The sequence below is a fragment of the Paracoccus aerius genome (assembly GCF_014656455.1).
Classification (GTDB): domain Bacteria; phylum Pseudomonadota; class Alphaproteobacteria; order Rhodobacterales; family Rhodobacteraceae; genus Paracoccus; species Paracoccus aerius.
In genome coordinates this window covers 286227-306279 of record NZ_BNCL01000004.1, presented here as the reverse complement: position 1 = coordinate 306279, position 20053 = coordinate 286227, and the positions used below count along the sequence as shown (strand labels likewise).

Below are 20053 nucleotides of genomic sequence, written 5' to 3'. Positions count from 1 at the left end.
TCGGCGCCGGTCTGGATGGCGCGGGCGGCGGCGGATCGAGGGGCAGTTCCTGCTGCATCAGTGCCGGAAGTGCCGCTGGCCGGTGAAGACCATCGCCAGGCCCAGGCGGTTGGCCGCCGCGATCACCTCGTCGTCGCGCATGGATCCTCCGGGCTGGATGACGGCGCGGGCGCCGGCCTCGGCCAGGGCCTCGATCCCGTCGGCAAAGGGGAAGAAGGCGTCGGATGCGACAGCCGCGCCAATGGTCAGGGGCTGGCCCAGGCCAAGCGCCTCGGCCATGTCCTCGGACTTGCGGCGACCGATGCGGGTGCTGTCCACGCGGCTCATCTGGCCGGCGCCGATGCCGACGGTGGCCATATCCTTCGCATAGACGATGGCGTTCGACTTGACGTGCTTGGCAACGGTCCAGGCGAACAGCATGTCGCGCAGTTCGGCGTCATCCGGCTGGCGGTCGCTGACGACCTTCAGGTCGGACAGGCCCACATGGCCGTTGTCGCGCCCCTGCACCAGGAAACCGCCCGCGACCTGGCGGAAGGACAGGCCGGGCGCCTGCGGATCGGGCAGCCCGCCGGTGGTCAGCAGGCGCAGGTTCTTCTTGGCGGCGAAGACGCGCTTGGCGTCCTCGTCCGCATCGGGTGCGATGACGACCTCGGTGAAGATCCTGGCAATCTCCTCGGCGGTGGGGCCGTCCAGCACCTGGTTCAGCGCGATGATCCCCCCGAAGGCCGAGGTCCGGTCGCAGTCGAAGGCCCGCTTGTAGGCTTCCAGCGCCGTTTCGCCCCGTGCCACGCCGCAGGGATTGGCGTGCTTGATGATCGCGCAGGCCGGGCCTTCGGCGGGATCGAACTCGGCCACCAGTTCAAAGGCCGCGTCGGTGTCGTTGATGTTGTTGTAGGACAGTTCCTTGCCCTGCCACTGCTTCGCGGTGGCGACGCCGGGGCGGTTCTCGCCGGTGACATAGAAAGCCGCAGACTGGTGCGGGTTCTCGCCATAGCGCAGGGGCTGGGCCAGCGTGCCCGCAAAGGCGCGGCGGCGGGGCGTCTCCTCGCCGATGGCATCGGCTAGCCAAGTGCTGACGGCTGCGTCATAGGCGGCGGTGCGAGCATAGGCGATCTGCGCCTGGCGCTGGCGGAAGGCCAGCGTGGTACGGTCGTCATTGGCGTCCAGTTCCGCCAGCAGCGCGTCATAATCCTGCACGTCCACGATCACGGTGACGAAGCCGTGGTTCTTGGCGGCGGCGCGGATCATCGCCGGGCCGCCGATGTCGATATTCTCGATACAGTCATCATGGTCCGCGCCCTTGGCAACGGTTTCCTCGAAGGGGTAAAGGTTCACCACCAGCAGGTCGATGGGCCCGATGCCATGGGCCTCCATCGCGGCCTGGTGCTCGGCGTTGTCGCGCAGGGCCAGCAGGCCACCGTGGACCACCGGATGCAGAGTCTTGACGCGGCCGTCCATCATTTCCGGAAAGCCGGTCACGTCGGCCACGTCCACCACCGTCAGCCCCGCCTCGCGCAGCGACTTGGCGCTGCCGCCTGTGGACAGGATCTCGATCCCTCGCGCCTCGAGCTTGCGGGCAAAGTCGATCAGCCCGGTCTTGTCGGAAACGGAAATCAGCGCGCGTCGGATCGGCACGGGACGGGACATGGGGGCCTCGCATCTGGTTTGCGCCCAACTACCCGTCCCGCGGCCCAAGGTCCAGAACCACCTGCGCTTCGTCGTTGTGCGAACAATCCTGCCGTCATTCCGCCTTGCGCAGGCGGGCCATGAAGAAGCCGTCCATTCCGCCCCGATCCGCCCAGAAGTCCGGCCGCGTGCGCAACCCGCCTTCCGCCGTGATCCAGCCTGGCGTAACCCCGGGCAGATCCGGGGTCTCGACCGCCAAGCCCGGATGCCGGGCCAGGGCGGCGGCGACCTGCACCTCGCCCTCGTCCGGCAGCAGCGAACAGACGGCATAAACCAGCCGCCCGCCGGGCCGGATCAGCGACAGCGCGTGGTCGATCAGCCGCGCCTGGAGATCGACAAGACCAGGAATCCCCGACCCGTCGCGCAGGAAGGACAGGTCCGGGTGGCGGCGGATCGTGCCGGTGGCGGAACAGGGCGCATCCAGCAGCACCGCCTCCAGCGCCGTATCGGGCCGCCATTCAAGCGCATCCGCCGCGACAAGATCGGCCGACAGAGCGCAGCGGTTCAGGTTCTCGGCCACGCGCCTGAGGCGGGCGGGGCTGATATCCACCGCCGTCACCTGCGCGCCGGCCGCGGCCAGTTGCAGCGTCTTGCCGCCCGGCGCGGCACAGAGATCCGCGATTCGTTCCCCCGCTTGCGGGTCCAGCAGCCGCACCGGCAGGGCGGCGGCCGCATCCTGCACCCACCAGTCGCCCGCGGCAAAGCCCGGCAGGGCCGACACCTGCGCGGGCCCATGGACGCGCAGCGATCCGGTGGGCAGCGTCTCGGCCCCCTCGACCACAGCGCCGGGCTTCGGGGTCAGATCCAGCGGTGCCCCGGCCTGATGCGCGGCCTCGATGGCGCGTGCGGCCTCTTCTCCATAGGCGGCGGCGACGGGGTCGCGCAGCCAGTGGGGCATCGGCTGGGGCGGAAGGTCCGTCCAGCCCCGATGCGCGGCGACCTTGCGCAGCACCGCGTTGACCATGCCCGCGGCGGCCTGGCCCTTCTGACCCAGGCCACGGGTCAGCGTGACGGCGGCATCGACAACGCCATGGGCAGCCCCGTCAAGCTGCAGCAGTTCGACCGTGGCCAGGCGCAGGATGTCGGCGACCTGCGGGCTGGGCCTGCGGCTGACATAGGCCCCGATCACCGCATCGGCGCGCGACTGGTGTCGCAGCACCTCGGCCGCAAGGCGCGCGGCGCGGGCCTGGTCGGGCGGCGCCAGGGCCTTCAGCGCGCCGGCCTGATCCGACAGGGACAGCCCGTCCCGCACCCCCGCCAGCAGGCGCAACGCGCCCCCACGTGCCATATCCATGCCCCGCTTTGCCAAATCGCTTTCCTTCACCTAAGTCTTGTTGGAAGACTGATCCCGACCCCTTACGCCCAGATGGGAGATCTTTCCATGAGCGAACAGCCCCCGATGGAACCGGCAGACCTGCCGCCCGAAGCCCAACGCGCCCTGGCCGAGGCCGCCGAGCGTCGCAAGGCCGCGGCAGAGGCCGAAGCCCTGCCCAAGGAATACGGCGGCCGCGACGGCCCGGAACCCGTGCGTTACGGCGATTACGAAAAGAACGGCCTCGCGGTGGATTTCTGAATGGATTGGCTGCGCGCGTCCGCCGCCCAGCAGGGCCGTGCGATCATGGCCGGGCTTCTGGACCCGCTGGACCAGACCGAGGCCTACCTGGCCGCGATCAGGAACCATCCCGACGCACGGCGCATCTATGCCCGCGTCAGCGAAACCCGCGCCCGGTCCGAGGCGGTGGCCGCCCATGATCGCGCCAAGCTGGAACTGCGGCGCGGTCTTCTGGACGGCGTGGCGATCAGCTGGAAGGACAATATCGACAGCGGCGGCACCGTGACCGAAGCCGGGTCGAAGCTGCTGGAAGGCCGGGTGCCGCGCAAGGACGCGATCGTGCTGGCCCGCGCGGCGCGGCAGGGCACGATCTGCCTGGGCAAGACCCATATGACAGAACTGGCCTTTTCCGGGCTGGGCCTGAACCCGCGCACCGCGACGCCGCCCAACGCGCTTGACCCCGACCTTGCGCCCGGCGGGTCTTCCTCGGGGGCTGCGGTGTCGGTGGCCCTGGGGCTGGCTGCGGCGGCGATCGGCACGGATACCGGCGGGTCGGTGCGGGTGCCTGCGGCCTGGAACGACCTCGTGGGCTTTATCCCCACCCGTGATTCAGTGCCGGAAAAGGGCGTCGTGCCCCTCTGCCGCCGCTTCGACGTGCCCGGTCCCATTGCCCGCACGGTCGAGGATTGCGCCGAGCTGTTCGCGCTGATGGCCTGCCAGAAGACCGCCGACCTGCGCGGGGCCAACCTGGTCGGGCGTCGCCTGATGGTGCTGGAAGGCCTGCCCTTCGCCGATGCCGAGGAAGGCCCCGTCACCGCCTTCGAGGATGCGGTGGACCGGCTGGCCCGCGCGGGGGCGCAGATCGTGAGGCAATCTTCGGACTGGATCGCAAAGGCCATGCCGCTGTCGGCCGCACTGTTCGCCCCCGAGGCCTATGGCATCTGGCGCGCGCAGATCGAGGATGCGCCGGAATTGATGTGGGGCCCGATCCTGGACCGCTTCCGCAGCGGCGCGGCGGTCAGCGCGCCCGATTACATTGCCGCCTGGGAAAGCCTTGTGCGGATCCGGCGCAAGTGGATCAAGGAGGTCGCCTCGGGCTTTGACGCCATCCTGCTGCCGACGGTGCCGATCATGCCCCCCAATGCCCAGACCCTGCTGGATGACGGTGCGGAATTCGTGCGCGCCAACCTGCTGACGCTGCGCAACACCCGTATCGGCAACCTGCTGGGCCTGCCCGTCTGCACCCTGCCCACCGGCAGTCCCGCCTGCGGGATCTCGGTCATGGGCCATGCCGGGCGCGACTGCCATCTGCTGCATGTGGCGGCGGGGGTCGAGGCTGCCTTGGCGGTTGCCTGACCCACCTGCGCCCTTTTTCAAGGGCGCGGAATCCAGGGCCGGCTTGGGACACCCGCGCGGGTTGTGTTCGTCACGGCCGGACGGGCTGCCCTTTCGCTGGACGCAAGCGGCCGATCACGCTAATGTTTCCTGTAATAAACGGGGCCAAAGACCCTGAAAGCGAGGCAGAGATGGCAATCCCCGAGCGGTTTTCGAACCTGCCGGAATACGCATTCCCGCGTCTGCGGGCGTTGCTGTCCGGCATCGAGCCGGGCTTGGCCGCAGGTGAAGCGCCGGTGGTTCTGACGATCGGAGAGCCGCGCCACCCCATGCCGGATTTCTTGGCCGAGGTGATGGCCGCGAATATCGGGGGATTCGCGAAATATCCCGCGAACGAGGGCACGCCCGGGCTTTTGTCGGCCATCGGCGACTGGCTGGGCAGCCGCTATGGCCTGGATGTCGCGCCCGACCGGATCATGGCGCTGAACGGGACGCGCGAGGGGCTGTTCAACGCTGCCCTGGCGCTGTGCCCGGAACGGAAGAAGGGGCAGCGTCCGGCGATCCTGATTCCCAATCCCTTCTACCAGGTCTATGCCGTGGCCGCCGCCGCCGTGCAGGCCGATCCCGTCTTCGTGCCGGCCACGCCGGAAACCGGCAACCTGCCCGACTACATGGCCCTGCCGCCCGACCTGCTGGACCGCACGGCCATCGCTTACCTTTGTTCGCCCGCGAACCCGCAGGGCGCCATTGCGGACCGCGACTATCTGGAACAGCTGATCGCGCTTGCCGACCGGCACGACTTCCTGATCTTCGCCGATGAATGCTATTCCGAAATCTGGCGCGACGCCCCGCCGCCCGGCGCCCTGGCCGTGGCGACCGAGATGGGCCTGGCCGACCGGGTGGTGATCTTCAATTCGCTGTCGAAACGCTCGAACCTGCCGGGCCTGAGGTCGGGCTTTGCGGCGGGATCTGCCGCAAGCATGGCCCAGATCCGTCGCCTGCGCGCCTATGCCGGCGCCCCCCTGTCGCTGCCCGCCCAAGCCGTCAGCGAGGCTGCCTGGCGCGACGAATCGCATGTGGCGGCAAGCCGCGCACTGTATCAGCAGAAATACCGGATCGCCGACCGGGTGCTGGGCAACGTGCCCGGATACCGGCCGATCCAGGGCGGCTTCTTCCTGTGGCTGCCCGTAGAGGATGGCGAGGAAGCGGCGCGGACGCTGTGGGCGCGGGCCGGGATCCAGGTCCTGCCCGGCGCCTATCTGTCGCGAGAGGTGGACGGCCACAATCCCGGCCGTGGCTTCATCCGGGTGGCCCTGGTCGCCGATGCCGATGCGACCGAACCCGCACTGCAACGGCTGCGTGCGGTGCTTTATGACGAAACGACGGGCGGGGAAGGTTAGGACCGATGGCAAGCTGGCAGGCAAAACACCGCGATCCGCTGTTCGACCAGTCCACGCAGGCCGCGCTTGAACGGCGCGGCAAGGAACTGCTGGGGGCGCTGCTGGTCTTTGCCGGCATCATGATCGCCCTGATGCTGTCCAGCTGGTCGCCCGAGGATCCCAGCTTCCTGTCGGCCACCGATGAACCCGCGCAGAACATCTTGGGCAGCTTTGGCGCCTATGTCGCCTCTCCGCTGATGATGATCGCGGGCTATGGCGCCTGGATGCTGGTCGTGGCGGCCGCCGTCTGGGGCTTGCGCTTCATGCTGCACCGGGGCGAGGACCGCTTCATGCGCGCGCTGTTCACCCCCATCGCGGTGGCGCTTGCATCCGTTTATTGCAGCACGCTTGTTCCGGGCGAGGGCTGGGAGCAGACCTATGGCCTGGGCGGCCATTTCGGCGACATGGTGATGGGCGCGATGCTGAACCTGCTGCCGGTCAAGGCGCAGATCGGCATCCGGCTTGCCGGGCTGCTGGTCGCCGCTGCCGTTCTGGCGATGACCGCCTTTTCCTTGGGATTCGAGCGGTCGGAACTGCGCGACCTGTGGCGCCGCTTCGTCACCGGCCTTTTGACCGCCTTCGACCTGTCGATGCGCGCGGCAGGGCAGGGGGCGGCTGCGTCGGCGGGGCTGAAGTCGCGGCTGGCCGCCCGGCGCGAGGCAAGGGCGGAAGGTCCGGCCCCGCGCGCTCCGGTCGTGTCGCGCCGCAAGCAAGCGCAGCCCGATTTCCTCGAGCTTGAGGAAGACCTGCCCGAACCCGAGCTGATCGAGCGGGATGCCGATTACGACGGCGACGCCCCTTCGGCCGAGGAAGTCAGCGGCCGGATCAACGACGCGATCCGCACCCGGTCGGGCAAATCCTCGGTTCTGGCGGTGGTCGCCGCGCGCCTGACCCGCGAAGGCCTGCGAGAGGGGCGCGCTGATCCCACCCCTGCCGTGACCGGACTTGATGCGGACGACGCCCTTCCCCCCGTGCCGGCGCCTTCCCGCAAGCCTGCGCCCGCGCGTGCCCCGGTCGCCGCGCCGGACCTGCAATTCGAAGACGTGCTGAACAGTTATGAACGCCCGCCGCTGAACCTTCTGACCGCACCCTCGGCCAGCGACCAGCAGACCGTGTCCGAAGAGGTATTGACCGAAAACGCCCGGATGCTGGAAGCGGTGCTGGACGACTACGGCGTCAAGGGCCAGATCACCGAGGTCCGTCCCGGCCCGGTGGTCACGCTTTACGAACTGGAGCCAGCGCCGGGCCTGAAGGCCAGCCGCGTGATCGGCCTGTCCGACGACATCGCCCGGTCGATGTCGGCCTTGTCCGCCCGCGTCAGCACGGTCCCTGGCCGCACCGTGATCGGGATCGAACTGCCCAACGCGCGCCGCGAAAAGGTGCTGTTGCGCGAAATCCTGGCATCCCGCGCCTTTGGCGACGGCACGCAGCCCCTGCCGCTGGCGCTTGGCAAGGACATCGGCGGCGATCCGGTTGTGGCGAACCTGGCCAAGATGCCCCACCTGCTGATCGCCGGGACCACCGGGTCGGGCAAGTCGGTGGCGATCAACACCATGATCCTGTCGCTGCTCTACAAGCTGACGCCGGACGAATGCCGGCTGATCATGATCGACCCGAAGATGCTGGAACTGTCGGTCTATGACGGCATCCCGCACCTGCTGTCCCCCGTCGTCACAGATCCCAAGAAGGCCGTCGTGGCCCTGAAATGGGTCGTGGGCGAGATGGAGGAGCGTTACCGCAAGATGTCCAAGATGGGCGTCAGGAACATCGAGGGCTATAACGGCCGCGTCCGCGAGGCCCTGTCCCGCAACGAGATGTTCAAGCGCACCGTCCAGACGGGCTTTGACGAGGATACCGGAGAGCCGATCTTCGAGACCGAGGAGTTCAAGCCCGAGACCTTCCCCTATATCGTCGTCATCGTCGATGAGATGGCCGACCTGATGATGGTCGCGGGCAAGGAAATCGAGGCCTGCATCCAGCGCCTGGCGCAGATGGCCCGCGCATCGGGCATCCACCTGATCATGGCGACGCAGCGCCCGTCCGTCGATGTCATCACCGGCACGATCAAGGCGAACTTCCCGACCCGGATCAGCTTCCAGGTCACCTCGAAGATCGACAGCCGCACCATCCTGGGCGAACAGGGCGCCGAACAGCTGCTGGGCCAGGGCGACATGCTGTATATGGGCAACGGCGCCCGCATCACCCGCATCCACGGCCCCTTCGTGTCCGACGAGGAAGTCGAGGAGGTCGTGACGCATCTGAAATCCTTCGGCCCGCCGTCCTACAAGTCGGGCGTGGTCGAAGGCCCCGAGGACGAGGTCGCATCCGATATCGACGCGGTTCTGGGTCTGGGCGGCGGCGAAGGCGGGGATGATGCGCTGTATGACCAGGCGGTGATGATCGTCGCCAAGGATCGCAAATGTTCCACCAGCTATATCCAGCGCAAGCTTGCCATCGGCTATAACAAGGCCGCCCGCCTGGTCGAGCAGATGGAGGAGCAGGGCGTGGTGTCGGCAGCCAACCACGTCGGCAAGCGCGAGGTGCTGGTGCCCGAGGTATAGGAGACGGGCGCCAAGGCCCCCTTGGTCACCCGCCGCGCCGGGACCGCCCCCGGCCCTTTGTCCTGACCGTCAGCGAAGCGCCTTGCGGAAGGTGATCTTGTGGTCGCCTTCTGCCCAGAAATCCCGGATCCTCGCTTCTTCCCTATATCCGTTGCGGGCATAGAAGGTGCGGGCCATTTCATATGGCCCGGTGCTCGAGGTATCGACGATGACGATGCGCGCACCCCTGGCGCGCAACTGTTCCTCGAGCGCCGCCACAAGTGCCGCGCCGATCCCCCGCCCCTGAAAGCCCGCATCCACGCCAAGGGCGAGCATGTTCCATGTCCCTTGCGTCAGCCTTTCGGCGCGGGCAAAGCAAAGCGCGGCGAGGGTTTCCTCCGACAGGCAGGTCAGCCAGAGATCGGCCGGATCGCCGCCAAGGAACGGGGACATCAGTTCGGGCAGCATCTCGGCCGGGAACAGGTCGATGCTGTCCAGAACCTTTCCCAGCCCCTTCAGGTCGCTGCCAGAGCAGAGCCGGATATCAAGCGCGGTCATGGAAAAACCTGTCGGGTTGCATGGGTGATCGGCAAGGCATGGCCGGGCATGGTCAACAGCAGACGCCCTTTGCCGCCAGGTTCTGGCCGTTGCTTCCGCCCGCTGGCAGGCGCCCTTGCGACCGGATATACCCGGACCATGACCACTTGTCACATCCATCTTCTGAATGCGCGCCACAACCTGACGCCGGTCCTGTCCGAGATCCGGCAGGCCAGCCGGGATGCGGTGGCGCGGGCTTCGATCCATGCCGATCTGCCGGATTTCGATCTGGTCCTTCGCGCGCAGTCGGATCGTTCGGCCGACGGGGCGGTTCAGGGCCATTGCCCCTCCCCCGGCGTGGTCGAGGTTGCGGTGAATCCCGCCCGGTTCGCCCCGGACGCCTTTGGTCGCGCCCTTGTGCGCCAGTTGGCCCATCTGCTTCGGTGGAACGGCCCCGGCTATGGCCGTTCGCTGGGCGAGGCCTTGGTCAGCGAAGGACTGGCGGGGCATTTCGTGCTGCAGGTGCTGGGCGGGCAGCCGGATGCCACGGATGCGGTCCGGCCCGCGCAGGGGGCCATGCGGCAGGCGATGAACGAATGGGCGCGGCAGGATTACGATCATGGCCGCTGGTTCGGGGGCAAGGGCGACCTGCGGCGGGGGACCGGCAACAGCCTGGGCCATCGACTGGTCGCCGAACATCTGGCCCATCATCCGAACGACAATGCGGCCCTTCTGGCGCTTGCGCCCGCCGATCCCTTCCGCCAGGCCCTGCGCCGGCTTGCGGCGTCGGAAGGACAGGCCGAGGGGCCGGCCCCGGACGCGCCGCCGTCAGAGGCCTGAAAATCCGCGGGGGCTGCGCGACATCGCCATCCAGCCGCCCATCAGCAGGCCCGCCAGCGCGCCGCCCAGATGCGCCTCCCATGCGATCGAGGGCATCAGAACGGTCAGCGCCACGTTCAGCACCACCATCACCGCAACGCCTCGCCAAAGCTGCCCCAAGGGGCGCCGGCGGCGCCAGCCGGTGACGGCGGCAAAGCCCACAAGCGCGCCGGCAAGGCCGAAGATCGCGCCCGACGCGCCGATCATCGGCCCTCCATCGGGCGTCATCACCGCGAACAGCAAGGCCGCCGCGACCTGCGACAGGGCATAGACAAGGGCCATGCGGGCCGGGCCGATCAACCGGTTCAGTTCGCGCGCAAGGGCCACCAGCGACAGCATGTTCATGCCCAGGTGCAAAAGCCCCGCGTGCAGGAAGCCATAAGTCACGAAGATCGTCAGCACATGGCCGGGAAAGATTCCGTGGCCCGCCCAGACCACCGGCGACCAGAAGCCGCCAAAGATCACCAGGGCCTGCTGCACGATGGGATAGCCCAGCAGGTCGGCGCCCATGGTCAGGACCTGGATCGCGCAGCACAGGGCGATCACGATCTTGACCCACATCGGCAGGCGCGGGCGCAGGCTGTCCTGCATGGCGACAAAGGGGTCGCTGTGGGCCACCATCAGTCCGCCTTGATCTGGCGGGCTTCGGACAGCAGCATGATCGGAATGCCCGCGCGGATCGGGAAGGCAAGGCCGGCCGCCTGCGAAACCAGTTCCTGCCGCGCCGCGTCATAGGACAGGGTGGCATGGGTAACGGGGCAGACAAGCGCCTCGAGCATGTGGCGGTCGAAGCCTGGATGGGGGCTTTGGGTCATTGCAAACGGTCCTCGGTATCGCCGCCATGCAGCGCGAATTCGATCAGGCCTTGCAGCAGTTCGCGACGATCAGCCAGGGTCGGGCTTTCCAGAAGCGCCTGCCGGTCGCCCGAGGAAAAGGGCAGGACCATCGACAGCGAATTGATCAGGGCCTCGTCCTGGGCCTCGGCGGCGGCGTCCCAGTCGGTCGACAGTTCATGCGAGTCCATGTAGCGGCGCAGCAGCGGAAACAGCGCGTCGCGGTCCATGCCCTTGTCTTCCTCGGGGCCCTTCAGATCGCGGGCAAAGCTGGACCAGTCGACCTCGGCCATCAGATAGGGGGTGAATCCCTCCTGCACCTCGGTCAGGCGGAAGCGCGACACCGCCAGAAGCGAAATCATCTGCCGGCCGTCGTCGGTTTCCGAAAAGGCCACGACCCGGCCCGCGCAGCCGATCGTAGCCAGGCCCTCGCCTTCGGGCTGGATCAGGCCGATCAGCCGGTGCTCGGTCTTCAGTGCGTCGTCCAGCATCTGCAGATAGCGCGGCTCGAAGACATGCAAGGGGATCCGCGCCCGGGGCATCAGCACGGCCCCCTCCAGGGGGAACAGCGGGATTCGCGAGGGCAGATCGAAGCGGAACCGCATCGGATCAGGCGAAGATCATCGAGGACAGGCGCCGGCGGCCCTTCTGGACCAGCGGGTCGTTGGGCTTGAGGCTGTCGAAGATGGTCAGAAGCTGGGCCTTGGCAGCCCCTTCATTCCAGTCGCGGTCGCGGCGGAAGCTGTCCAGCAGGATGTCGATGGCCTCGTCGACCCGGCCGGCGGCGTGCAGGGCCTGGGCGTATTCCAGTCGTGCCTGCTGGTCGTCGGGATCGGCGTCCACCCTGGATTGCAGGGCATCCAGCGGCCCGGCCTTCGCGGCCTGGCGGGCCAGGTGCAACTGGGCACGCGCGGCCTCGACCGGGGCACTGGTCGCGGCGGGTGCAGGGATCTCGTCCAGGGCCGCTTGCGCGGCATCCGCATCGCCCGAGGCCAGATGGGCGCGGACCAGGCCTGCCCAGGCATCGTTGCTGGCGGGATCTTCCGCCGCGATGGCAGCAAAGGTTTCGGCGGCATCGGCGAAGGCGCCTTCCTCGAGCATCTGCTCGGCCGCGGCAAGGGCGTCAGCCAGCCCGCCGTCATCGCCCGACAGCGCCGCCAGCTTGTCCACGAACTGCTTGATCTGGCTTTGCGGGATGGCGCCCTGGAAGGCATCGACCGGCTGGCCCTGGAAGAAGGCGTAAACCGTCGGGATCGACTGCACCCGCAGTTGCGCGGCGATCATCTGGTTTTCGTCCACGTTGACCTTGGCCATGCGCACCCGGCCCTTGTGGCGCGCAACCTCGGCTTCCAGTTGCGGGCCAAGCGTCTTGCAGGGGCCGCACCAGGGCGCCCAGAAATCCACGATCACCGGCACCTGCATCGAGGCCTGCACGACTTCCGCCATGAAGTTCGCCTCGGTCACGTCCTTGATGAAGTCGCTGGGCTTGGGTGCGTCGGTGGCGCCGTCAAAGAGCATGGTCATGAAGATCCCCAGAAGGTTCGGGTCTGAACTGTTGGGCGCAATATGGGGGCTGGGGCCGTGAAGGGGAAGGGTTGTTTTGGGCGGCGAAGCTGGGGGACTTCACGTCCCCCAGACCCCCTGTGGGATATTTGCGCCAAGGTGAAGGGACGTCAAAGATCGAAGGAGGCCAGCACGGGCACATGGTCGCTGGGTTGTTCCCAGCCCCGGCAGGGACGCAGGACGCGGCTGCCATGCGCGGCATTGGCAATGTCGCGGCTGGCCCAGATGTGGTCCAGGCGGCGGCCCTTGTCGGCGGTGTGCCAGTCCTTGGCGCGATAGCTCCACCAGGAATAGAGCAGCCCGGACGGGATATCCTGGCGCGTCACGTCCACCCAGTCGCCCGCATCCTGGGCCGACAGCAGGTGATCGACCTCGACGGGCGTGTGGCTGACGATCTTGAGCATCTGCTTGTGGGACCACACGTCATCCTCGCGCGGGGCGATGTTCAGGTCGCCCACCAGGATCGCCTTTTCGGGCCTGTCGGCATGGAAGACGTCGCGCATTTCGGCCACGAAATCCAGCTTCTGGCCGAACTTGAGGTTCTGTTCGCGGTCGGGGATGTCGCCGCCTGCGGGCACGTAGATGTTGTGGATCGTCACGCCGTTTTCCAGCCGCGCCGCGACATGGCGGGCATGGCCGAGGCTGGCATAGTCGCGGTCGCCCGCATCCGTGATGGGCAGGCGCGACAGGATCGCCACGCCGTTATAGCCCTTTTGCCCGCGCGCGACGATGTGGTGGTAGCCAAGCGCCCGGAACTGGTCGAGCGGGATCTTGTCCACCGGGGACTTGCATTCCTGCAGGCACAGCACGTCCGGCGCTTCCTCGGTCAGGAACCGCGCGACCAGCCCTTCGCGCAGTCGGACCGAGTTGATGTTCCAGGTGGCGATGGTGAACATGGCAGTCTCCTTTGGCGGGCGGACACTAGCCGCGCCGATCCGCCCTGTCGAGTTGACGCAACGGCAGGAAAATGCTGCACCGGCACAATCACGGCTTGGTGATGTCGGCGACTGCCGTTAAGCAATGCCATCGGGCAAAGGGGGGCGAGATGCAGTTGACGGTGGACGAGGCTTTGGCGCGCGGCGGGGCCGGGCGGTTCCAATGGCGGCTTCTGGGGATCTTTGGACTGGTCTGGGCGGCAGACGCGATGCAGGTCATCGCGGTGGGCTTTGCGGCACCGTCCGTCGCTGCGACCTTCGGGATCGACCGCGTGACGGCCTTCCAGATCGGCACGGTGTTCTTTGCGGGCATGTTCCTGGGCGCCTTCGCCTTTGGCCGGATCGCGGACCGGATCGGGCGCCGCAACATCCTGGTGCTGACCGTGGGCATGGACGCGATCTTCGGGCTGGCGTCCGTGTTTGCGCAGGAGTTCACGCTGCTTCTGGTGCTGCGCTTCCTGACCGGCGTTGCCGTGGGCGGCACGCTGCCCGTGGACTATGCCATGATGGCCGAGTTCCTGCCGCCCCGGAACCGAGGCCGCTGGCTGGTCTGGCTGGAGGGTTTCTGGGCCGTGGGAACGATCGTCGTTGCCCTGACCGCCTGGATCGCGGTGGCGCAGGGGGCGGTGGCGCCCTGGCGGTGGATCTTCGCGGTGGCGGCGGTTCCGGCCCTGATCGGCATCTTCCTGCGGCTCTGGGTGCCCGAATCGCCCATGTTCCTGATCCGCAAGGGCGACAAGGCGGGGGCCAAGGCGGTGGTCGACCGGGTGCTGGTCACGAACGGGATGCAGGCGCTGCCGCGCGATGCGGAACTGGTTCCCGCGCAGGTCCCCACGGGGGCCGAGACCTCGATCTTTTCCGACATGCTGCGGTCGCGGACCATCGGCGTGCTGGCGGTGTGGTTCCTGGTGTCGCTGTCCTATTACGGCGTCTTTGTCTGGGTGCCGAACCAGCTTGTGACCGAGGGCTTCGGCTTCGTGCACGGCTATGGCTTTCTGGTGATCCTGGCCCTGGCGCAAGTGCCGGGCTATGCCCTGGCCGCCTGGGGGGTCGAGGCGGTGGGTCGCCGGGCGACGCTGCTCGGCTTCCTGCTGCTCAGCGCCGCGGGCTGCGCGCTGTTCACGGTGGCGACGGGAACGGCCATGATCGCTGCTGCCCTGATCCTGATGAGCTTTGCGCTGCTGGGCACCTGGGGCGCGCTTTACGCCTTCACGCCCGAACTTTACCCCACCCACCTGCGCGGCACCGGCATGGGCACCGCCAGTGCGGTGGCGCGGTTGGGCGGGATCCTGGCCCCCAGCCTGCTGGCCTTCGTCTTTGCCAAGGGCTTCGGTTTCGCCATTGGCGTCTTTGCCGCGCTGCTGCTGCTGGGCGCGTTGGCCCTGCTGCTGGTCAAGGCCGAGACGCGTGATCAGGCCATTGCCTGAAACCGCATCCCCTTTTGGCCCGTTCCCCTGTCAATCAGCAGGAGGACGGGGAACATGGGCCAACTGGTCAACGGGGTCTGGAAGGACGAATGGTATGACACCGAGGCAAGCGGCGGCGAGTTTGTCCGCGACACGGCCAAGCACCGCAACTGGGTGACCGCCGATGGCAGTCCCGGCCCGACCGGAGGAGGGGGCTTCAAGGCGGAAAGCGGGCGCTATCACCTTTACGTCTCGTATGCCTGCCCCTGGGCGCATCGTGCGCTGATCTTCCGCGCGCTGAAGGGGCTTGGGGATCACATCGACGTCTCGGCCGTGCATCCCGACATGCTGTGGAACGGGTGGGAGTTCCGCACCGACTTCGACGGCGCCACCGGCGACCGGCTGTTCGGCGAGCCATATCTGTACAAGCTGTACCTGCGCGCGGATCCCAAGGCATCGGGCCGGGTCACGGTGCCGGTGCTGTGGGACCGCGACGGGGATCGGATCGTGTCGAACGAAAGCAGCGACATCATCCGCATGTTAAACAGCGCCTTTGACGGCATCACCGGAAACACCGACGACTATTGGCCCGAATTCCTGCGAGAACAGGTCGAGCATCTGAACGACCGCATCTATGACACGGTCAACAACGGCGTCTACAAGGCGGGCTTCGCCACGTCGCAGGAAGCCTATGACAAGGCGGTCCACCCCTTGTTCGACAGCCTCGGCTGGATCGAGGGGATCCTGTCCGGGAACCGATATCTTGCCGGAGACCGGCTGACCGAGGCCGACTGGCGCCTGTTCACCACGGTTGTCCGCTTCGATGCGGTCTATCACACGCATTTCAAGTGCAACCGCCGCCGGATCGTCGATTACTCGAACCTGTGGGCCTGGGCACGCGAGTTGTACCAGATGCCCGGCGTGGCCCAGACCGTCCGGCCGGATCATTTCATGCGCCACTACTACTTCAGCCACGACACCGTGAACCCGCACCGCATCATCCCCATCGGTCCCGATGCGGATTGGACCGCGCCACATGGCCGCGGATGAACGAAGCCCCGGCGCGGGAAAACGCCGGGGCATCAGAGAGGGGAGGGAGAGTGTGGCCGCATCCTCCGGCCACTGGGCTTCGGACGGATAACGCGTTTCCAGGCCGCGGGTTCCAGAACCGGACTGCCTGAACGCATTCCGTCTTTCGCGTTCACTCCTTCGCCGCGGTTCTGGACATTCTTGTCAGAAGATCCGTTGTTTCAGCTCATCGGGACTGCTGACATGGGCGTGCCAAAACTCGCGGGCTTCTTGTGGAAGACGCGCCAGGACCCGCTCCAGATCGGCCGCGTTCATGTATCTGCGAAGGGTCCAGGCTGTTGCCTCGATAGCATTGGAAGGGGTCAGGTTGTGGTGCGGCCTGACCTGTTTCGCCTCCAGGGTCAGCGCCTCTCGATCGGCGAAGGGAAGTGGGGGGTTATCCACTTTCCACCCTGCCACGAAAATGGCTCGGGGAACGGATGGCAGCACGGATGCAAAATCTATTCCTTCCTGGGCCGTAAGGCGGCGTCGGAAGACTTGAAGAACAGCATCCAAGGCGGTGTAGGCGCTGTTGTCAGACACCAGATCCATCCTGTCCTTCAGGTCATCCAGAATTGCCCGCCACTCCTTGGACGAATGCCGATAAGTCCATGGCATAGGCATTTTCAGGGGCCGCCCAGTTGTTTCCCTCGACACCAGCAAGGTTAACCTGTCACGGCAGATTTGTCCGCATCTTTGCCAGAACCAAAAAGGTCCGGCATGGCCGGACCTTTTCTTGTGTCGCAGTCTCTTGTGTCGCAGTGGCGTGTCACGCCACCAGCCGGTATCCGCCCGATTCCGTCACCAGCAGGCGCGCATTGCTGGGATCGGGTTCGATCTTCTGGCGCAGGCGATAGATGTGGGTTTCCAGCGTATGCGTGGTGACGCCCGCATTGTATCCCCAGACCTCGTGCAGCAGAACGTCGCGGGCCACCACCCCGTCCTGCGCGCGATACAGGAACTTGAGGATATTGGTCTCCTTCTCGGTCAGGCGGATCTTGCGGTCCTTCCCGTCGATCAGCATCTTCATCGCCGGCTTGAAGGTATAGGGCCCAAGCTGGAAGATCGCGTCCTCGGACTGTTCATGCGTGCGCAGTTGCGCGCGCAGGCGGGCCAGCAGGACCGGGAACTTGAAGGGCTTGGTGATATAGTCGTTGGCGCCCGCGTCCAGGCCCAGGATCGTGTCGGCATCGGTGTCATGGCCGGTCAACATCACGATGGGGCATTTCACGTTCAGCTTGCGCAGCTTCTTGCACAATTCGCGCCCGTCGGTGTCGGGCAGGCCCACGTCCAGGATCACCAGGTCGAAGATCGCGCCCTTGGCGGCGTCTACGGCGCCTGCCCCGGTGCCGGCCTCGGTCACGTCGAAATCGTCGGTGGCGATCAACTGTTCGGCCAGGGCCTCGCGCAGGTCTTCCTCGTCATCGACAAGCAGGATCTTTTTCAGTCCGGGCATGTTGCCTCCTCAATCTTGTTGGGCGAGTAGGTGGCGTGCGTCCGGCCATGCGTCCAGCATCATGTCGAAAATCTCACATGGAGTTGTCGGTCAGGGCGCTTATGTTTCACTTTGTTTCAATTCCGCAGGATCGCCGATGAGCCTGATCCCCACCCTGGCCGAAACCGTATCCCGCGCGCGCAGCGACCTGCGCACCGGATTGCCGGTGATGATCGGCCATCATCTGGTCGCGGCGGTGGAAACCCTGGCGCCCGCGCGGCTTGACGCGATTCGCGCCCTGGGCCGTCCGGTCCTTGCGCTGACCGGACGGCGGGCCGAGACGCTGAAGGCCCGGGCCTATGACCAGGGGCTGGCCCGCGTCATTGTGCCGGCCGATGCGGACCATGCCTGGCTGCGGGCCTTGGCCGATCCTTCGGGCGATCTGATGACCCCGATGAAGGGACCGCTGTTCACGGAACGCGAAGGGGATGCGACGGCGCATATGGCCGGGCTGGCGCTTGCGAAGTCCGCGCAGTTGCTGCCCGCCGTGCTGGTGGTGCCGACCGAGCCGCTGCCCGGCCTGACCCAGGTCGCGCCCGGCCCCCTTCTGGCGCAGCTTGCGCACGAGGCGGCCCTGGCCCCGGTTGCCGCCGCAAACCTGCCGTTGCTGGCGGCGGAACGGTCGCGGCTGCATATCTTCCGTCCCGACGATGGCGGGGCCGAGCATTACGCCATCGAGATCGGCGATCCGCCCCGCGACGCGCCGGTGCTGGCCCGGCTGCATTCGGCCTGCTTCACCGGCGACGTGCTGGGCAGCCTGAAATGCGACTGCGGCCCGCAGCTGCACGCCGCGCTGACCGCGATGGGGCAGGCGGGGCAGGGGGTGCTGCTGTATCTGAACCAGGAAGGGCGCGGCATCGGGCTTGCCAACAAGATGCGCGCCTATGCATTGCAGAACCAGGGCTTCGACACCGTGCAGGCCAATCACCGCCTGGGATTCGAGGATGACGAGCGCGACTTCCGCATTGGCGCGGCCCTGCTGCGGCGGATGGGGTTCAAGCAGGCCCGGCTGATGACCAACAACCCGCGCAAGGTGGCGATGATGGAAAGCCACGGCATCACCGTGACCGAACGCGTGCCGCTGGTCGTCGGCCGCAACCGCTTCAACGAGGCCTATCTGGATACCAAGGCCGAAAAGTCGGGGCACCTGCTGTGACGCCCGACGATCTGGTCCTGACGCCGCAGGGTGTGCGCTATCGCGGGCGGGTCTTTCCGTGCAGCATCGGCAAGCGCGGCGTGACGCGGGACAAGCGCGAGGGCGACAAGGCCACGCCCGCGGGGGTGATGCGGATCACCGGGCTGTGGTATCGCCCCGACCGCCTGGCGCGGCCTGCCCCCTGGGCGCAGCCCATCGGGCCGGGCGACCTGTGGTGCGACGCGCCCGATCATCCGGCCTACAACCATCATGCCCGTGCGCCCTTGCCCGCCAGCCACGAAAGGCTGCGCCGGGCCGATCCGCTTTACGACCTGATCCTGACGACCGACTGGAACTGGCCCGATGCGGTGCCGGGCCGTGGTTCCGCGATCTTCCTGCATCAGTGGCGCAGGCCGGGGTTCGGGACCGAGGGCTGCATCGCCTTTGCGCGTCCGCACCTGTTCTGGATCGCGCGCCATGCGCGGCCCGGCACGCGGGTGATCGTGCCCTAAAGCGCGTTCCTGGGCATCGGCAGATCGCCCCGGTTATAGGGGCCCCAATCCGTCACCTCGGGATAGAACTGCCTGCGCCAGGCGCGGACGCGCGGGTTCATGCGCCGCCGCCACCAGGGCGGCACCATGGCCACAAAGGTCATCGCCGGATAGCCCAGGGGCAGTTGCGGCGCCTCGTCCTGCCCATAGGTTTGCAGCAGGGGAAAGCGCCGGTCCGGCTTGTAGTGGTGGTCCGAATGGCGCTGCAGGTTGATCAGCAGCCAGTTCGAAACCCTGTGGCTGGCGTTCCAGCTGTGGCGCGGCAGGATATGTTCATACCGCCCGTCGCCCAGATGCTTGCGCGTTAGGCCATAGTGTTCGACATAATTCGTCAGTTCCAACTGCCAGATCGCCACGAAGGCCTGGAAGACGAACAGCCCCAGCCCCTGCAGGCCGCCCAGGGCCAGGGCCAGCAGGACCATCCCCCCTTGCAGCATCCCATAACGCCAGAACGGATTGCGCCGGTCCCAGGGGCGGCGCCCGGCACGGGCCAGCAACCGCCGTTCGGCCCGCCATGCGCTGCGCGGACCCTGCAGGAGAACGCGCCAGAAAAAGCGATAGAACCCTTCGTTATAGCGCGCCGATACCGCATCGCGGGGGGTGGATACCCAGGCGTGATGGACCAGCAGATGCTCGGTCCGGAAATGGGAATACAGCGTCGAGGCCAGCAGCAGGTCGCCCATCCAGCGTTCCACCGCCGTCTTCTGGTGCAGAAGCTCGTGCGCATAGACCATGCCGATGGTGCCGGACAGAACGCCCAGGCCGAAGAACAGGCCCAGCTTTTCAGGCCCCGACAAGTGCCCGGCACGGCTAGCATACCAGATGCAGCCGAAGATCGCGGCGAATTGCAGCGGGAACCAGACAACCGTGACGGCGCGGTGCCAGAACAGGGCGCGCGTTTCGGTCTGGGGATCAGGGTTTGCCTCGTTCAGCCCCAGCACGCCGTCAAGGGCCGTTGTCAGATACCAGGCATAGGCGGGCAGCAGCATCCACCAGAAGCCCCCCCTGCCTGCCGCCAGCACGACCAGCGGCAGCATGACCACGGACATCCAGAACGGCGCGGCGGGCGGCAATCTGCCTGGGGTTGATTCGCTCATGC

20 protein-coding genes are annotated in these 20053 nt (G+C 67.1%); 9 read left to right on the top strand and 11 right to left on the bottom strand.

The features are described from left to right. Positions 1-57: 57 nt before the first annotated feature. Both purH and IE224_RS07515 read right to left on the bottom strand, forming a co-directional pair. Positions 58-1647 (bottom strand): bifunctional phosphoribosylaminoimidazolecarboxamide formyltransferase/IMP cyclohydrolase, encoded by a 1590-nt coding sequence (purH, locus tag IE224_RS07520; protein ID WP_191309139.1) that lies wholly within the window; start codon positions 1645-1647, stop codon positions 58-60. 94 nt (positions 1648-1741) lie between these two features. Next, positions 1742-2980 carry an RsmB/NOP family class I SAM-dependent RNA methyltransferase gene (locus IE224_RS07515; protein ID WP_191309137.1) on the bottom strand — a complete coding sequence of 413 codons (1239 nt, stop codon included), beginning with the start codon at positions 2978-2980 and terminating at the stop codon, positions 1742-1744. Positions 2981-3067: 87 nt separating this feature from the next. Here IE224_RS07515 and IE224_RS07510 point away from each other — a divergent pair, with 87 nt between their 5' ends. The 4 genes from IE224_RS07510 to IE224_RS07495 all read left to right on the top strand — a co-directional run bounded on the left by IE224_RS07510 (position 3068) and on the right by IE224_RS07495 (position 8573). Then, positions 3068-3259: a DUF1674 domain-containing protein gene (locus tag IE224_RS07510; protein WP_167623103.1), complete on the top strand. Its 192-nt coding sequence runs from the start codon at positions 3068-3070 to the stop codon at positions 3257-3259. Then, positions 3260-4594 carry an amidase gene (locus IE224_RS07505; protein ID WP_191309135.1) on the top strand — a complete coding sequence of 445 codons (1335 nt, stop codon included), beginning with the start codon at positions 3260-3262 and terminating at the stop codon, positions 4592-4594. It begins immediately after the preceding gene. Positions 4595-4764: 170 nt separating this feature from the next. After that, positions 4765-5973, top strand: a complete 1209-nt coding sequence (locus IE224_RS07500) for an aminotransferase class I/II-fold pyridoxal phosphate-dependent enzyme (protein ID WP_191309133.1) — start codon at positions 4765-4767, stop codon at positions 5971-5973. Between the two features lie 5 nt (positions 5974-5978). Beyond that, the gene (locus tag IE224_RS07495; RefSeq protein WP_191309131.1) at positions 5979-8573 is read left to right on the top strand and encodes a DNA translocase FtsK; all 2595 of its coding nucleotides are present in this window, start codon (positions 5979-5981) and stop codon (positions 8571-8573) included. A 69-nt stretch (positions 8574-8642) separates the two neighbouring features. On the opposite strand, the gene IE224_RS07490 is transcribed toward IE224_RS07495, so the two are convergent. After that, positions 8643-9110 (bottom strand): GNAT family N-acetyltransferase, encoded by a 468-nt coding sequence (locus IE224_RS07490; RefSeq protein WP_191309129.1) that lies wholly within the window; start codon positions 9108-9110, stop codon positions 8643-8645. A gap of 138 nt (positions 9111-9248) precedes the next feature. Between IE224_RS07490 and IE224_RS07485 the strand changes: the two genes are divergently transcribed. Next, positions 9249-9929, top strand: a complete 681-nt coding sequence (locus tag IE224_RS07485) for a DUF2268 domain-containing putative Zn-dependent protease (protein ID WP_191309127.1) — start codon at positions 9249-9251, stop codon at positions 9927-9929. On the opposite strand, the gene IE224_RS07480 is transcribed toward IE224_RS07485, so the two are convergent. The 5 genes from IE224_RS07480 to IE224_RS07460 all read right to left on the bottom strand — a co-directional run bounded on the left by IE224_RS07480 (position 9918) and on the right by IE224_RS07460 (position 13260). Further along, positions 9918-10589: a rhomboid family intramembrane serine protease gene (locus tag IE224_RS07480; RefSeq protein WP_191309125.1), complete on the bottom strand. Its 672-nt coding sequence runs from the start codon at positions 10587-10589 to the stop codon at positions 9918-9920. The two genes, IE224_RS07485 and IE224_RS07480, sit on opposite strands and share 12 nt — an antisense overlap. Beyond that, positions 10589-10783 carry a Trm112 family protein gene (locus IE224_RS07475; RefSeq protein WP_167623096.1) on the bottom strand — a complete coding sequence of 65 codons (195 nt, stop codon included), beginning with the start codon at positions 10781-10783 and terminating at the stop codon, positions 10589-10591. Before IE224_RS07475 ends, IE224_RS07480 begins: the two co-directional genes overlap by 1 nt. After that, positions 10780-11406, bottom strand: a complete 627-nt coding sequence (locus IE224_RS07470) for an LON peptidase substrate-binding domain-containing protein (RefSeq protein ID WP_167623095.1) — start codon at positions 11404-11406, stop codon at positions 10780-10782. Before IE224_RS07470 ends, IE224_RS07475 begins: the two co-directional genes overlap by 4 nt. A gap of 4 nt (positions 11407-11410) precedes the next feature. Next, positions 11411-12319 (bottom strand): thioredoxin, encoded by a 909-nt coding sequence (gene trxA, locus IE224_RS07465; protein WP_191309207.1) that lies wholly within the window; start codon positions 12317-12319, stop codon positions 11411-11413. A 155-nt stretch (positions 12320-12474) separates the two neighbouring features. Further along, positions 12475-13260, bottom strand: a complete 786-nt coding sequence (locus IE224_RS07460; protein ID WP_191309123.1) for an exodeoxyribonuclease III — start codon at positions 13258-13260, stop codon at positions 12475-12477. A 149-nt stretch (positions 13261-13409) separates the two neighbouring features. Here IE224_RS07460 and IE224_RS07455 point away from each other — a divergent pair, with 149 nt between their 5' ends. After that, entirely contained in the window at positions 13410-14726 is a 1317-nt protein-coding gene (locus IE224_RS07455; RefSeq protein WP_191309121.1) for an MFS transporter, read from the top strand. A gap of 54 nt (positions 14727-14780) precedes the next feature. Beyond that, a complete protein-coding gene (locus IE224_RS07450) occupies positions 14781-15755 on the top strand; it encodes a glutathione S-transferase family protein (RefSeq protein WP_191309119.1) in 975 nt (324 codons plus the stop codon). A gap of 183 nt (positions 15756-15938) precedes the next feature. Here IE224_RS07450 and IE224_RS07445 read toward each other — a convergent pair whose 3' ends face one another. Both IE224_RS07445 and IE224_RS07440 read right to left on the bottom strand, forming a co-directional pair. After that, complete coding sequence (locus tag IE224_RS07445; RefSeq protein ID WP_308434854.1) at positions 15939-16391, bottom strand: DUF2267 domain-containing protein; 453 nt, start codon at positions 16389-16391, stop codon at positions 15939-15941. A 151-nt stretch (positions 16392-16542) separates the two neighbouring features. Beyond that, positions 16543-17229, bottom strand: coding sequence for a response regulator transcription factor (locus IE224_RS07440; RefSeq protein WP_167623091.1), 687 nt, complete (start codon positions 17227-17229; stop codon positions 16543-16545). A gap of 136 nt (positions 17230-17365) precedes the next feature. Here IE224_RS07440 and ribA point away from each other — a divergent pair, with 136 nt between their 5' ends. Continuing rightward, complete coding sequence (ribA, locus tag IE224_RS07435; protein WP_191309117.1) at positions 17366-18424, top strand: GTP cyclohydrolase II; 1059 nt, start codon at positions 17366-17368, stop codon at positions 18422-18424. Then, entirely contained in the window at positions 18421-18915 is a 495-nt protein-coding gene (locus IE224_RS07430; RefSeq protein WP_191309115.1) for a L,D-transpeptidase family protein, read from the top strand. Before ribA ends, IE224_RS07430 begins: the two co-directional genes overlap by 4 nt. On the opposite strand, the gene IE224_RS07425 is transcribed toward IE224_RS07430, so the two are convergent. Next, positions 18912-20051 carry an alkane 1-monooxygenase gene (locus tag IE224_RS07425; RefSeq protein WP_191309113.1) on the bottom strand — a complete coding sequence of 380 codons (1140 nt, stop codon included), beginning with the start codon at positions 20049-20051 and terminating at the stop codon, positions 18912-18914. The two genes, IE224_RS07430 and IE224_RS07425, sit on opposite strands and share 4 nt — an antisense overlap. Between the last annotated feature and the right edge of the window lie 2 nt (positions 20052-20053).

Excerpts from the sequence above, each read along its gene's own strand:
- IE224_RS07425 (WP_191309113.1), bottom strand. The coding sequence starts at position 20,051 with ATGAGCGAATCAACCCCAGGCAGATTGCCGCCCGCCGCGCCGTTCTGG.
- IE224_RS07480 (WP_191309125.1), bottom strand. The coding sequence starts at position 10,589 with ATGGTGGCCCACAGCGACCCCTTTGTCGCCATGCAGGACAGCCTGCGC.
- IE224_RS07490 (WP_191309129.1), bottom strand. The coding sequence starts at position 9,110 with ATGACCGCGCTTGATATCCGGCTCTGCTCTGGCAGCGACCTGAAGGGG.
- IE224_RS07470 (WP_167623095.1), bottom strand. The coding sequence starts at position 11,406 with ATGCGGTTCCGCTTCGATCTGCCCTCGCGAATCCCGCTGTTCCCCCTG.
- IE224_RS07510 (WP_167623103.1), top strand. The coding sequence starts at position 3,068 with ATGAGCGAACAGCCCCCGATGGAACCGGCAGACCTGCCGCCCGAAGCC.
- IE224_RS07460 (WP_191309123.1), bottom strand. The coding sequence starts at position 13,260 with ATGTTCACCATCGCCACCTGGAACATCAACTCGGTCCGACTGCGCGAA.
- IE224_RS07485 (WP_191309127.1), top strand. The coding sequence starts at position 9,249 with ATGACCACTTGTCACATCCATCTTCTGAATGCGCGCCACAACCTGACG.
- IE224_RS07440 (WP_167623091.1), bottom strand. The coding sequence starts at position 17,229 with ATGCCCGGACTGAAAAAGATCCTGCTTGTCGATGACGAGGAAGACCTG.
- trxA (WP_191309207.1), bottom strand. The coding sequence starts at position 12,319 with ATGCTCTTTGACGGCGCCACCGACGCACCCAAGCCCAGCGACTTCATC.
- IE224_RS07455 (WP_191309121.1), top strand. The coding sequence starts at position 13,410 with ATGCAGTTGACGGTGGACGAGGCTTTGGCGCGCGGCGGGGCCGGGCGG.
- ribA (WP_191309117.1), top strand. The coding sequence starts at position 17,366 with ATGAGCCTGATCCCCACCCTGGCCGAAACCGTATCCCGCGCGCGCAGC.
- IE224_RS07505 (WP_191309135.1), top strand. The coding sequence starts at position 3,260 with ATGGATTGGCTGCGCGCGTCCGCCGCCCAGCAGGGCCGTGCGATCATG.
- IE224_RS07515 (WP_191309137.1), bottom strand. The coding sequence starts at position 2,980 with ATGGATATGGCACGTGGGGGCGCGTTGCGCCTGCTGGCGGGGGTGCGG.
- IE224_RS07445 (WP_308434854.1), bottom strand. The coding sequence starts at position 16,391 with ATGCCATGGACTTATCGGCATTCGTCCAAGGAGTGGCGGGCAATTCTG.
- IE224_RS07475 (WP_167623096.1), bottom strand. The coding sequence starts at position 10,783 with ATGACCCAAAGCCCCCATCCAGGCTTCGACCGCCACATGCTCGAGGCG.
- IE224_RS07500 (WP_191309133.1), top strand. The coding sequence starts at position 4,765 with ATGGCAATCCCCGAGCGGTTTTCGAACCTGCCGGAATACGCATTCCCG.
- IE224_RS07495 (WP_191309131.1), top strand. The coding sequence starts at position 5,979 with ATGGCAAGCTGGCAGGCAAAACACCGCGATCCGCTGTTCGACCAGTCC.
- purH (WP_191309139.1), bottom strand. The coding sequence starts at position 1,647 with ATGTCCCGTCCCGTGCCGATCCGACGCGCGCTGATTTCCGTTTCCGAC.
- IE224_RS07450 (WP_191309119.1), top strand. The coding sequence starts at position 14,781 with ATGGGCCAACTGGTCAACGGGGTCTGGAAGGACGAATGGTATGACACC.